Annotated in this window: 8 protein-coding genes and 1 pseudogene; all 9 read left to right on the forward strand. The window is 65.3% G+C overall.

The features are described 5' to 3' along the window. The first annotated feature begins 12 nt into the window (after positions 1–12). The 9 genes and pseudogenes from FMA36_RS15305 to FMA36_RS15340 all read left to right on the forward strand — a co-directional run bounded on the left by FMA36_RS15305 (position 13) and on the right by FMA36_RS15340 (position 13859). Positions 13–8566 (forward strand): annotated as a pseudogene (locus FMA36_RS15305) (GH36-type glycosyl hydrolase domain-containing protein). 154 nt (positions 8567–8720) lie between these two features. Further along, positions 8721–8978 carry a hypothetical protein gene (locus tag FMA36_RS15310; RefSeq protein ID WP_159263156.1) on the forward strand — a complete coding sequence of 86 codons (258 nt, stop codon included), beginning with the start codon at positions 8721–8723 and terminating at the stop codon, positions 8976–8978. Positions 8979–9126: 148 nt separating this feature from the next. Continuing rightward, on the forward strand, positions 9127–9501 hold the full coding sequence (locus tag FMA36_RS15315; protein ID WP_240906400.1) for a hypothetical protein: 375 nt from the start codon (positions 9127–9129) through the stop codon (positions 9499–9501). Positions 9502–9715: 214 nt separating this feature from the next. Continuing rightward, a complete protein-coding gene (locus FMA36_RS19215; RefSeq protein ID WP_167517991.1) occupies positions 9716–9880 on the forward strand; it encodes a hypothetical protein in 165 nt (54 codons plus the stop codon). A gap of 287 nt (positions 9881–10167) precedes the next feature. Beyond that, positions 10168–10800: a type 1 glutamine amidotransferase domain-containing protein gene (locus tag FMA36_RS15320; RefSeq protein ID WP_159263158.1), complete on the forward strand. Its 633-nt coding sequence runs from the start codon at positions 10168–10170 to the stop codon at positions 10798–10800. Positions 10801–10815: 15 nt separating this feature from the next. Next, positions 10816–11586, forward strand: coding sequence for a hypothetical protein (locus FMA36_RS15325; protein ID WP_159263159.1), 771 nt, complete (start codon positions 10816–10818; stop codon positions 11584–11586). 262 nt (positions 11587–11848) lie between these two features. Then, positions 11849–12133, forward strand: coding sequence for a hypothetical protein (locus FMA36_RS15330; protein ID WP_159263160.1), 285 nt, complete (start codon positions 11849–11851; stop codon positions 12131–12133). Next, positions 12133–13587, forward strand: a complete 1455-nt coding sequence (locus FMA36_RS15335; RefSeq protein WP_159263161.1) for a PepSY-associated TM helix domain-containing protein — start codon at positions 12133–12135, stop codon at positions 13585–13587. Before FMA36_RS15330 ends, FMA36_RS15335 begins: the two co-directional genes overlap by 1 nt. After that, on the forward strand, positions 13584–13859 hold the full coding sequence (locus FMA36_RS15340) for a hypothetical protein (protein WP_159263162.1): 276 nt from the start codon (positions 13584–13586) through the stop codon (positions 13857–13859). The genes FMA36_RS15335 and FMA36_RS15340 overlap by 4 nt, the downstream gene beginning before the upstream one ends. Positions 13860–13911: the final 52 nt, after the last annotated feature.

A 13911-nucleotide genomic window follows, 5' to 3' on the forward strand; every position in this document is an offset into this window, starting at 1 on the left:
CTGGAGCATGACATGAACGCCACCACACGCCCCTCTCAACCCGGTGGTGCGTTGCGCTCCTGGCTGGCGCGCCTGCCCCGATGGACCGCCCAACCGGCATGGCAGGAAGATGCAGCACCGGTCAGAAGCGAGATTTTTGGCCCCGAACGGCTCGAAGCCCACGCCAGAAGCCTGGCCGCGGCCCAGACCATCACCCCGGACCCGCGCGGATACGGGCAGCCCCTGTCACGCAGGCTGGCGCAGAACAGCGCCTTCCTGCGCGCGGCCGATGTCCGCATTACCGAGGCCATTCAGGCCGGCAGGCAACTGACCCCCGCCGCGCAGTGGCTGGCCGATAATTACGCCCTGATCGACATGCAGATCCGCGAGACGGACCTCGACCTGCCGCCGGGCTATTACGCGCGCCTGCCCAAGCTTGCGAGCGGACCGTTTGCCGGCCTGCCACGGGTGTTTGGCGTGACATGGGCGCTCGTGGCGCATACCGACAGCAATATCCAGCCCGCCATGCTCTACGCCTATCTGCTGGCCTACCAGAGTGTGACACCACTGAACATTGGCGAACTGTGGGCCGTATCCATCACGCTGCGCATCGTGCTGATCGAGAACCTGCGCCGGGTCACGAGCGCCATCATGGCCAACAATGCCAGCAGGCGCGAAGCCGATGCCCTGGCGGACCGGCTTGCAGCCTGCCGGCAGGACACGCCCGCTGCCCTGTCCGCCCTGCTCGCCTCGGTGGCGCCACACACGCTCACCCATGCGTTTACCGCCCAGCTTGCCCACCGCTCGCGCGGGCTGGACCCGGAAAAGGACCCCGCCCTGATATGGCTGGCGCAACGCCTGGCCGACCGGGGCACCACCATGGATGACGCGGTGCACGACGACCTGCTTGAACAGGGCGCGTTCAACGCCACCATCCGCAACATCATCACCAGCCTGCGCCTGATCGCGGGGTTTGACTGGACCGAGGCTTTCGAGCGGGTCTGCCTCGTCAACCGGGTGTTTGCGGCGTATGACAGTTTCACCAAGGCTGATTTTGCCAGCCGCGACCTGTATCGCAAGGCCATAGAGGAACTCGCGCGCGGCAGCGAACTGAGCGAAATCGCCATAGCCGAACGCGCGGTGGCCCTGGCCCGGCAGGCCGAGACCACCACGCCTGATGACCCGCGCCGCGCCGACCCCGGCTATTACCTGCTCATGGCCGGACGGACACGGCTTGAGAACGCCATCGGTTTTCGTCCCCCTGCCAAGCTCACGCTGGTGCGGGCATTCTGCGCACGCGGCATTATGGCCTACAGCACTGTCGTCACCGCGCTGACGCTGCTGTTCCTCACCCTGCCGCTGTGGTTGTGCGATGCCGCGATGGGGGGGGCTTCATGGCTGCTGGCGGCGCTGGCCTTCGTGCCCGCATCCGAGGCGGCGGTAGCGTGCGTGAACCGCCTGGCGCTTGAGGTCATACAGGCCACCGCCCTGCCGGGATTTGAGTTCAGGGAGGGAATTCCAGCCACACAACGCAGTATGGTGGTGGTGCCCGCCCTGCTCACCTCGCCCGCCACCGTAGCCGCCCTGCTGGCCCGCATCGAGGTGCATTACCTTGCCACGCGTGATGACGCAGTGCACTTCGCCCTCCTGACCGACTGGCCCGACAACCCCAACCCGGACGCGCCTGATGACCAGCCCCTGCTGGCAGCGGCTCTGGCGGGGGTGGCAAAACTCAACCACAAATATGGCCCCGCCCCCGGTGGCACGCGCTTTTTCGTGCTGCACCGCAGGCGGGTATGGGTGGAGAGCGAACAGGTCTGGATGGGCTGGGAGCGCAAGCGTGGCAAGCTGCACGAACTCAACCGCCTGCTGCGCGGCGCGACCGACACCACCTTCATGCCAGCAGCACACCCCCTGCCACAGGCCATAAAATACATCATCACGCTTGATGCCGACACGCGCCTGCCGCTTGAAACCGTGCGCCGCCTGATCGGCAAGATCGCCCATCCGCTCAATGCCCCGCGCTTCGACCCCGTATCGGGCCGGGTGCATGAAGGCTATGCCATCCTCCAGCCCCGGGTAACGCCTGCCCTGCCGGTGGGCCACCACAGCACGCTGTTCCAGCGCATCTATGCCAGCGCCAGCGGCATAGATGCCTATTCCGCCGCCGTGTCCGACCTGTACCAGGACATGTTTGGCGAAGGGTCATATGCGGGCAAGGGCATATACGACATCGACGCCTTCGAGGCCGCCCTTGCACAGCGCGTGCCGGAATCCACGCTGCTCAGCCATGACCTGTTCGAGGGCATTTTTGCCCGCGCGGGACTGGTGTCCGACATCGAGGTGGTGGAGGAATTTCCCACCGATTACCTTGTCGCCGCCCAGCGCCTGCATCGCTGGACACGCGGCGACTGGCAGCTTCTGCCATGGGTCGTGTCGGGTGCGGGCCACACGCCACGCAGCCACGTTTCCGGCATCGCGCAGTGGAAGATGCTCGACAACCTGCGCCGTACGCTCAGCATGCCGCTGGCACTTGCAGCACTGGTGGGGGCGTGGTTCCTGCCTTTTCATGTGGCCCTTGTCTGGACCGCCTTCATGCTGCTGGCCATTGCCCTGCCCGCCTTCCTGCCCGTGCTGGCCGACCTCATGCCCCGGCAGGAATGGATCACGCTGCGCAGCTATTTCAGCGTGCTGGGGGCTGCCAGCGCCGAGGCAGGCGTGATGACCTTCCTCAACATCACCTTCCTGGCCCATCAGGCCAGCTTCATGGCCGATGCGATCGGGCGCACGCTGGTGCGCGTGTTCATCACGCGGCGGCACATGCTGCAATGGGTACCGGCCGACCAGTTGACCGACCGCATGCGCCCCGGCCTTGCGGGGTATTACGGGCATATGCTGTCGGGGCCGGTGATCGCGGCTGGCATTACATCTGGCGTCAGCCTGTGGGCACCGTGGAGCCTGTTCGTGTGCGTGCCGGCGGCGGTGCTGTGGGGGCTTTCGCCCGCCATTGCCATGTGGGCCAGCCGCACGCCGGTCATTGCCGCGCGCTCGCGCCCCTCGCGCACCGATATCCGCGCCCTGCGCATGACGGCGCGGCGGACATGGCGCTTTTTCGAGACCTATGTCACCCCCGCCGACAACATGCTGCCGCCTGACAATTTTCAGGAAGATCCCACCCCCCTGCTGGCGCGTCGCACCTCGCCCGCCAATATCGGCCTCTACCTGCTGTGCACCATCAGCGCGCGTGATTTTGGCTGGGCCGGGCTGGCTGATACCGTAGCCCGGCTGGAGGCGACCTTCGCCACCCTGGCGCGCATGCCACGCTACCGGGGGCATTTCCACAACTGGTATGCAACCGATGACCTGCGCCCGCTCGAGCCTGCCTATGTCTCGAGCGTAGATAGCGGCAACATGGCCGGTCACCTCATTGCGCTGGCCAGCGCGTGCCAGCGCTGGGCGGAACGCGGGCCGGAAACCGATCCGTGGCGCGAAGGCATTACCGATGCGCTCAACATCGCCATGGCCGACCTCACCTTCAGCAAGGGCGTGCGCCGCAATCATAGCACGCCCGAGCGGCAGCTGCTGCGCCTGCTCACGGGGCTGAAAAACGCGGTCCTGTCCGACACTGCCGCCCGGTCGGCAGCCGAACTCGCCCGCCTGCGCCGCCAGGCGGCGGCGGCGGTCGATCATGCCGCCGTGCTGTACAGCAACCTGCCCGACACGGCGCCTGACATCGCAACAGACCTGCTGTTCTGGGTCGCTGCCCCCCTGCGCGCGCTGGAGAGCCACGAGCGCGACCTTGACCCGGACCTGTACGCAGGCCTTGGGCCGCGCCTTATGGCCATCGCGCAGGCGGCACGGCACATGGCGCAGGAGATGGATTTCAAATTCCTGTGCGACCCCGCCCGCAAGCTGCTCTCGATCGGCTACCTTGTAACGGAAGATACGCAGGACACGAACTGCTACGACCTTCTGGCCTCCGAAGCACGGCTGGCGGTGTTTTTCGCCATCGCCAAGGGCGACATGCCCGCCCAGGACTGGTTCCGTCTTGGCCGCTCCATCACTCCGGTGGGCAACGGGGCGGCGCTGGTGTCGTGGTCGGGCTCGATGTTTGAATATCTCATGCCCTCGCTGGTCATGCGCGCGCCCATGGGCAGCCTGCTCGAACAGACCAATACGCTGATCGTGCAGCGCCAGATCGCCTACGGGCAGGCACGCGGCCTGCCGTGGGGCATATCGGAATCGGCCTATAACGTGCGCGACCTGGAATATACCTACCAGTATTCCAACTTCGGCGTGCCGGGACTGGGGCTCAAGCGCGGGCTGGGGCTGGACCGGGTCGTGGCCCCCTACGCCACGGCGCTTGCCGCCATGGTCGACCCGCAAAAGGCAGTGGCCAACCTGTACGTGCTGGAAAAAACCGGCGCGCTGGGCCGGTACGGGTTTTATGAATCACTCGATTACACGCCCGGCCGCGTGCCTGACCGCAGCCCTGTCGCGATCATACGGGCCTATATGGCGCACCATCAGGGCATGTCGATCCTTGCGGTGGCCGATACGCTCATGGGGGGTATCATGCGCACGCGCTTTCATGATGATCCGCTCATGGCCTCGGCCGAACTGCTGTTGCAGGAACGCGCGCCGCGCCGGGGTGCCGTGGCCCGGCCCCTCCCGCTTGAAGATGACAGCAAGGTGCCCGCCCCGGCCGTCACAATGCCTGCGGGCCGTTATCTTGACCGGGCCGACACGGTGCAGCCGGTAACCCATCTGCTTTCCAACGGGCGGTACACGGTCATGCTCACGGCAGCGGGGTCGGGCTACAGCCGCTGGCTCGGCCACGCCATCACGCGCTGGCGCGAGGACATGACATGCGATGAATACGGCCAGTACATCTACCTGCGCGACCGCAGCACGGGCCGGGTATGGTCCGCCACAATGCAGCCCTGCGCCGCGCGACCCGATGAATACGGCGTGGCCTTTCATGAAGACCGCGCCGAGTTCGGCCGCCGTGACGGCAACCTGACCACGACACTGGAAATATTCGTCTCCGCCGAGGATGACGCCGAGGCCCGCCAGCTTTCGCTCTACAACGCAGGCAGCGAGGCAATGGAGCTTGAGGTCACCAGCTACAGCGAACTGGCCCTGCTTGGGCAGGATGCCGATCTGGCGCACCCGGCCTTCACCAAGCTGTTCGTGCAGACCGAATACCTGGCCGAATCCCGCGCGCTGATTGCCACCCGCCGCAGGCGCGCGCCCGATGAGGCCGGGATATGGGTGGCGCAGATGGCCGTGTGTGACAGCGCAGTCGAGGTGGAAACCGACCGCGCCCACTTTATCGGCCGCCGCCATGATGTGCATGACCCCGCGGCCCTAAATGCGCACGCACGCCTGTCGGGTGCCATCGGCACGGTGCTCGACCCGGCCTTTGCCATCCGCACCACGCTCTCCATCCGCCCTGGCGCCATGGCGCGCCTCACGTTGTGGACCATGGCAGCCCCCACCCGCGCCGCCCTGCTGGACATGATCGACACCCATCAGGACACCACTGCCTTCGAGCGCGTGCGCACGCTGGCCTGGACGCAGGCGCAGGTGCAGTTGCGCCATCTCGACATCAGCCCCACCACAGCGGACCTGTTCCAGCGCCTTGCGGGCCACATCCTATACGCAGGTCCGGCCCTGCGTGCCGATGCCGCGACCATTGCCCGAGGTGCCGGGCCGCAGCCGCTGCTGTGGGCGCAGGGCATTTCAGGCGACCTGCCGCTGCTCGTGCTGCGCATAAGGGCGGCGGATGACACGGCTCTGGTGCGCCTGTTGCTTGTGGCGCAGGAATATCTGCGCCTCAAGCAGGTGGCGGTGGATCTTGTCATCATCAATGAACATCCGTCCTCCTACATGCAGGACCTGCAGGTGGCACTCGACCAGATGGTGCATGCCACGCCGCGCACGCCCAGTACGGCGGGTTCGGTGCGCGTGCTGCGTGCCGATCTCGTAACACCCGTGGTGCTGGATCTGATCGTGTCGATTGCGCGCGTGGTGCTGGTGGCAGGCCAGGGGCTGGCCGAACAGCTTGACCTGGCCGAAGGCCCGCTGGCACGCTCCCGCCCGCCCGCGCCCGCCGTGCCGCGCCAGCCCGCCACGGCCTTTGGCGCGCCACCGGTGCCAGCGCTTGAATTCTTTAACGGACATGGTGGCTTTGCACAGGACGGGCGCGAATACATCATCGTGCTTGGCCCCGGCCAGACCACGCCCGCGCCGTGGGTCAACATCATCACCAACGAGACATTCGGCTTTCAGGTCACGGCGGAAGGCAGCGGCCATACCTGGTCGGGCAACAGCCGCGAGCACCAGCTCACCCCGTGGTCGAACGACCCGGTCAGCGACCATGCCGGCGAGATCATCTACCTGCGCGACGAGAACAGCGGCACGCTGTGGTGCCCTGCTGCTGCGACACGGCGCGACGCGGCAGCAACCTACGTCACCCGCCACGGGCGCGGCTACACACGGCAGGACCGCGTAGCCCACGGCATTGCCAGCACGCTTTTGCAGTACGTGCCGCCTACTGATGCGGTCAAGATCACGCGCATACAACTGCGCAACCTGTCGGCCCAGCCGCGCACCCTGTCGGTCACGGCCTATGTGGAATGGGTGCTCGGCCCCGCGCGCAGCAAGTCCGCCCCCTTCATCCTGACCGAGCGCGATGGCGAAACGGGTGCTCTGTTCGCACACAACCGCTGGCAGGCGGAATATGCCGGGCGCGTCGCCTTTGTCGATATGGGCGGCTACCTGAGTGCGAGTTCCGGGGATCGCACGGCCTTCATCGGGCGCAATGGCAGTGTGGAGAACCCTGCCGCCTTCACCCGCCCAAACGGCGTGCAGGGCCGCACCGGCGCGGGGCTGGACCCGTGCGGCGTGGTGCAGACCATGGCCACCCTGCCGCCGGGCGGGCGTGTCGAGATCGTGTTCCTGCTGGGCGAAGGTGAAAACGAGGCCGACGCCCGCCGCCTCATCACCCATTACCGCTCAGCCAATCTTGACCGCGTGCTAGAAGACGCAACCGCCCGGTGGGAGCAGGTGACCGGCTCCATACAGGTCAGCACGCCCGACCGCTCGCTCGACATCATGCTCAATGGCTGGCTGCTGTACCAGACGTTAGCCAGCCGGGTCTGGGCACGGGCGGGCTTCTATCAGGCCAGCGGGGCCTATGGCTTTCGCGACCAGCTGCAAGATGGCATGGCGCTGGCGCTATGCCGCCCCGCAGCCGTGCGCGCCCACCTTTTGCGCGCGGCCAGCCGCCAGTTTGTGGAGGGCGACGTGCAGCACTGGTGGCTGCCCCAGACCGGCGCGGGCGTGCGCACCCATATCTCCGATGACCGGGCATGGCTTGCCTATACGGTGGCGCATTATGTCAGCACAACGGGCGACGGCGGGGTGCTTGACGAGATCATCCCCTTCCTCGAAGCACCGCCCCTGCCAATCGAAGAACATGACCGCTTCATGATCCCGACGGTCTCATCGCAAACGGGCACCCTGTTCGAGCACTGCGCCCGCGCGCTCGATCATGCGCTGGCCACCGGCGCGCATGGCCTGCCGCTGATGGGCACGGGTGACTGGAACGACGGCATGAACCGCGTGGGCGAACATGGCAGGGGCGAGAGCGTGTGGCTGGGCTGGTTCCTGCACGCGGCCCTGGGCACCTTCATTCCGCTGGCGCGCCCGGGGCGAAAACGCGCGCGCCCAGGCATGGGAAGCACACAGGCAGGCCCTAGCAACAGCACTCGAGGCCACGTGGGACGGCGACTGGTACCTGCGCGCCTATTTTGATGACGGCACGCCACTGGGGTCGCATACCAGCGCGGAATGCCAGATCGATGCCATATCCCAGTCATGGTCGGTGCTGTCCGGCGTGGGCGCACCCGACCGGGTGGCCCATGCCATGCGCTCGGTGCGCGCACGGCTGGTGCGCGCCGATGAAGGGCTGGTGCTGGTACTCGCCCCGCCCTTTGACACCATCGGCCCTGATCCGGGCTATATTCGTGGCTACCCGCCCGGCATACGTGAAAATGGCGGCCAGTACACCCATGCCGCCCTGTGGACCGTCATGGCCTTCGCAGCACTGGGCGACGGGGCGCAGGCGCATGCCCTGCTGCACCTCATCAACCCCATTAACCACAGCCTGACCGCCGAAGCCGCCGGACGTTACCGGCTGGAACCCTATGTTGTCGCAGCCGACATCTATTCCCGCCCGCCGCATGTGGGGCGCGGCGGCTGGTCGTGGTACACCGGATCGGCCGGGTGGATGCAGCGCGTGGGCGTGGAAACCCTGCTTGGCCTGCGCGTGCTGGGCACGACGCTGGTTGTTGACCCGTGCATTCCGCCCGGGTGGCCCGAATTCACGGCGCAGTTGCGCTGGCGCACCGCCACCTACGCCATAACGGTCAGCAACCCCGAGCATGTAAGCACGGGCGTGCGCCATGTCGTGCTCGATGGCGCGGCCCTGCCCGCCACCGACCCGATCGGGATGGTGGATGATGGCGCGATCCATATCGTGACCGTTACACTCGGGCCGCCACCGCAGGGAGTTGCATGACGGATGGATGTGGTTTCAGGCGCAGCGGCATCACTTATTAATTTACCACCACCCGTGCAAAAGGCCCGAACCATCCCCCGCGTGTGCCGTTGACTGACAGACAGCAGAAAAGACGCGGTTTTTTACTGCTGCCTTTCCATAAAGGACAGGGATCATGTCTTACCTTACGCACCAGCGCGCGCGTGGCGGCGATGCCCCTTCAACCCCCGTGGATGAAGGCCATGCCGCCCCAAAGGCTGAAGGGCACGGCAAGCCCCGCAAGGGCGAGGACGAGCCGGAATCCAGCCTCGACAATGACGAACGGGTCGAAGCCACCAGCCACAAAGGCACGCAGCAGCACTGCGCCGAAGGCTGCGACGAACACGCCCACCCCGAAAACCAGCACGGCGCAACGCCTGCCAGAAAACCCTGACGGCACGACGGGCAGTCCGTTCAGTATTCATGCCCGCATTCACACCGCGCAGAAGTATTCACACGGCACGCAGGCGCATGATGCAACCTTTGCCAAGCGTGATGTCTTTAATGCGTGGTGCACCCCAAAAATGAAAGAAGACACAACCATGAAAAAGATTCTGCATTCCACCTTGCTTGCAGCCGTCGTGGCAAGTGTACCCGCCCTTGCCGTAGCGCAGTCCGACATGGGCGGCGCGGCAGCCCCCACGGCCAATTCGGCGGCCTCGCAGGTGGGTCGCAACCCGCCCTCGGCCACCTCCACAAACGGCCAGCGCGTCGAACCGTCGGACAAGCTGTGGAACAATCCGCGCACCGTGGACGAACAGCCCGGCACGCAGCCGCCGAACAATAATGATTCCTCTGGCAGCGCCACCCCGAATGGCCACAGCCACAGCTACAGCCATACCCATCCCGGATCGGAAGGGCGCAGCAGCCGCGGCGGGAACAAGACACCCTCCCCCGCTGATAGCAGCGAACAGTAAGCCATGCAGCCACACGGAGCCTGCGCCCGATACTGTGCGGCTCCGTGCCTTATGTGAGAACAGGCATGTACCTTCCCTGTGGCCAGCCGCCCATGCCCCCGCCGGGCCCACCACCGCCATTGCGTGACCCGCCGCCGGCAGGACCAGACGGTCCCGATCCGTTTGATGACCCGCCGCCCCCACCACCACCACTCCAGAACAAGGACACATGATCATGTCCAGCAGCCCTGACCCCAAGGAAGAAAAACAGCCCACCCCCGCCGAGGAACATGAAGACGAAGGCCGCGACGAAGCGCTTGACGAGAGCTTTCCCGCCAGCGACCCGCCTTCGCAGGGGCGCACCACCGGCCCACGCTCACAGCCGCACAATACGAAGTGAGCTGTCATCCCTATTCGGCATGATGGGGCCCGTTGAAAGGGTGCCTGAAAATAAATCATTCATGGGAAACGATAAGAGTTTTTGGGTGCCGCCTTTTTAAAAAAGGCGGCGTTCTGTGAAGTTTTTTGAAAAAAGCTTCACCAAAAACTTTTTTACGACAGGCAGGCCATCTGCCTGCCAAACACCTTTGAAGCGGGCGCAGCCCCCCCCTTTTCCGGGGGCGGTTCATGCCCGTGCAGGCACCAGCCTGCAGCAATACCTTATTTTACAGCAGACGGAGAACAGCCATGGCCATCCATGCATCCGGCGCAATGTCAGACTCATCCATACATAGTTCCAGCCCGCAGGCCCCCACGGCTCACGGCACGCTGGCTGGCCGCACCATAGCCTTTCTGGCCACCAATGGCGTGGAGGATGTGGAACTGAGCGAACCGGCGGCAGCCCTGCGCGCGGCTGGCGCCCATACGGTGCTTGTCGCCCCCGAAGCCGGTGAAATCCAGGCCATGAAAGCCGATGTAAACCCCACCCGGCGGCTACATGTGGACATGCCGGTCGACAAGGCCAGCGCCGATGATTTTGACGGTCTTGTCCTGCCCGGCGGCACGACCAGCCCCGACCACCTGCGCATGGACGAGCAGGCCGTAGGCTTCGTGCGGGCATTCGTGCAGGCGGGCAAGCCCATTGCCGCCATCTGCCATGGTGCATGGACGCTGATCAACGCCGAGGGCGTGCGCGGGCACACACTCACCTCATGGCCCTCGCTGCGCGTGGACCTGACCAATGCAGGCGCGCACTGGGTGGACCGCGAGGTGGTGAGCGATGGCACGCTGGTCACATCGCGCAACCCGCATGACCTCAAGGCGTTCTGCCCGGCCATCATCGCCCTGTTTGCCAAAGCCCCCCAGCGCGCAGCGCAGTAAAGGGAGGGCACCGAGATGATGAAGAACCCGACTTTCCTGCGCTATTACGCCACCACCATGCTGTGCGCGGGCGCTGCCACGCTGGGGGCCGGTTTTGTGGCCTGGTGGCGCGGGCGCAGGGTTGAAGCCGATGCCCCCGTGGCCACGGCGCACGCATCCCCGCCCGCAGCCCACCCCGAACCGCATGAGCGCGAACCCGCCGAAACCGACACGACACGGCAGGTCGCGCGCAAGATGATCCAGTATTTTGTCATTCCGCTGTGGCTGACAGCTGGCCTGACCGACTGGTGGTGCCACCGCCGCACGGATATCGAGCACACGACCGGGCTGAAGGAAACCGGCATCCATCTGCTCATGCTCGGCGAAGCCGCCTTCCCGGTGCTGGCGGGCCTGTTCCTGGAAATCGACGCCCCGGTGCTGTCGCTGATGATCGCGTCGTTTTTCGTGCATGAAGCCACGGCGATGTGGGATGTAAGCTATGCCGTAACCCGGCGCGAGGTACAGCCCGTCGAGCAGCATGTGCACAGCTTTCTTGAAATGGTACCACTGCTGGCCGTTGCACTGGTGGCCGTGCTGCACTGGCCGCAGCTTCAGGCGCTGCTGGGGCGCAAGGTGATCCGCTCCCACCCCATCCGCCTCAAGCGCGTACCGCTGGGCCTGCGCTACGCTCTGGGCGCGCTCGGGGCCATGGCCGTGTTCGAGGTGCTGCCCTATTGCGAGGAAGCCCTGCGCGACTGGAAAGCCAATCCTGGCCGCCTCACGCCGCCCGCAGGGCAGCCAGCGTAAAATGCTACAACAATCCTGTAACCGGGAGAAGTTTTTTATAACGCTTCATCAAACGCCGCCTTTTTGAAAAAAGGCGGCACCAAAAAACTCTTATCTTCAATTTGATCGGGGCAACGTCATGCCCTTACGCGCCTGCATACCAGACAGATTTGGAGCAGAATAATATCGGCGCCGGGGCTTCGCAGGGCGGGGTATTGTGTGGCATAGGCATGCAATGCAAATGCGTCGCATTAATGAACCTGTTCCTCACATAGAGCACACCGTGGCACCTGACCGGCTTGCGCGCACCGCACGCCTCAACCGCAACAGGGTGGCCTGTGCCGTAGTCGCCTGCCTGCTGGCTTATGGCGTCGCCCGGCTGCTGGTGGCGGGCATTGCCGCAGGTACTGCCGGGACCGACCGCGTCCATCTGGGTCAGATGATCGCGCTTTTTGGCCTGCCAGTCATGGTGGTGGTGGGTTTTGGCGCATGGAAACGGCATACGGGGTTGCTGCTGGTAGCGGGCTGTGGCGGCCTTGCCGTGGGCCTGAGGCTGTTTGCAGCCTGATGCGCGAAACCCTGCGTACCCGCCTTGGCTGGCTGCATGGCTGGCTTGGCTATGGGGCCGGGCTGGTGCTGACCTGCATCTTCGCCACTGGCAGCGTTGCGGTGTTCAATATGGAAATCACGCGCTGGATGCAGCCCGAAGTGCAGCTGACCACCCCTGTGCCGCCTGGCGCTGCGGCGCTTGATGCGGCCACGCGTCTGGTCGCAGCCGGGCAGGCCCGTGGCGTATCAGCCTTTATCGCCCTGCCCTCGGTCCGCTCGTCCACGCTGGACGTGCTGCATTACAATGGCCATGAATTTGTTGGCGCGCAGCTTGACCCGGCCACGGGCGAGGTCATACCGGCGCGCGTCACGGCAGGAGGTGGGCTGTTCTATAACTTTCACCATACCCTGTTTCTTGGCCCGCAGGCGGGCACGGTTATTGTCAATATTGCCGGAATGGCCCTTCTGGTTGCCATTATATCCGGCGTTGTCATTCATCTGCACGCGCTGCTGCCTGATATCATCCTGCTGCGCCTTTCGGCGGCCCGGCTGCGGGCGTGGCTTGATGCGCATCTGCTGGCGGGCGTGCTGTTCCTGCCCTTCATGGTCATGATGGCCTATACGGGCGTGCTGGTTAAGGCAGACATGATCGTGCCTGCGGCCCCGCGCCCCGTGCGGTCTTTGCAGGTATCTGCGCCGCCCCCTACCCCGATGCCGGACATAACGCAATTGCGGCTGGCACCCCTGCTGGCTCAGGCGCGTGCCAGTCTCGCGGGCCAGGAGCCGGGTTTCATTCTTTTTGCACCGCAGCGCGTATCCATCTTCGCGGGTGACGCCAGCAGCGCGTTCATCACCCGTGACCATGCCGATTTCAGCCTACCCGAGGGGCGCCCCCTTCCGGTCGATACAACCACCACCCCCATCGCCCGCACCATGCAGTTCATGCACGGGGTGCATTATGCCCGTTTTGCGCCGCCGGGTTTACGGTGGCTGTATTTCCTGTCCGGCCTGTGCGGCACCGCTGTCATGGCCAGCGGGCTGGTCCTGTTCGTGATGAAGCGCCGCCGCCATGCGGGCCACACAGGGGCACACCGGCTGGCCGATGGGCTGAACATGGCGGTCATTGCCGGGCTACCCGCTGCCATGCTGGCGTTTTTGGAGGGCAACCGGCTTGTACCCGCCAGCCTGACCGGGCGTGAGGACTGGGAAACCACGATTTTCTTTGCTGTATGGGCGCTATGTGCGCTGCATGCCCTCTTTCAGGCCCTGCGCGGGCAGGCACACTGTGCATGGCGGGCACAGCTTGGCCTTGTCGGGCTACTAGGCATAGGCCTGCCGGTGCTGGACCTGCTGTGCTGCCCTGCCGCGTTGCATGCGCTGCCGGGGCTGCACATGGCGGTAGATGGCATGGGGGCAGCCGCAGCAATGCTGGCGCTTTATGCCTGCCACAGGCTGGGGCGGCGGGGCGCATGACCTTCCTGTTTCTTGTCGCGCTATGGCTTGCAGGCTTTATGGGTCATGCCGCCCTGTGGCCCATGCGCTACGGGCTGCCCGCTCGTGGCCCCACCGGCCAGCGCCTCGCCCGCATGATGCGGCTGGGGCTGCCCCTTGGGGCGCTGGGGCTGGCCGTGGGTGTGCAGGGACCTGTTATGGGGCTGCTTTCATGGTTTGCTGCCCTGTCGTCTGGTGGTCTGCTGGCGGCCAGCCTCCTTGCCCTGCGAAGCAGGCAGGCCAACCGCCCGTAAAAGATAAAAAACAGGAGGCGTTTTCAGGTAAAGCTTTTTTCAGCAAGCTTCA

Origin of the sequence: Komagataeibacter xylinus, from assembly GCF_009834365.1 — a bacterium.
GTDB classification, from domain to species: Bacteria; Pseudomonadota; Alphaproteobacteria; order Acetobacterales; family Acetobacteraceae; genus Komagataeibacter; species Komagataeibacter xylinus_D.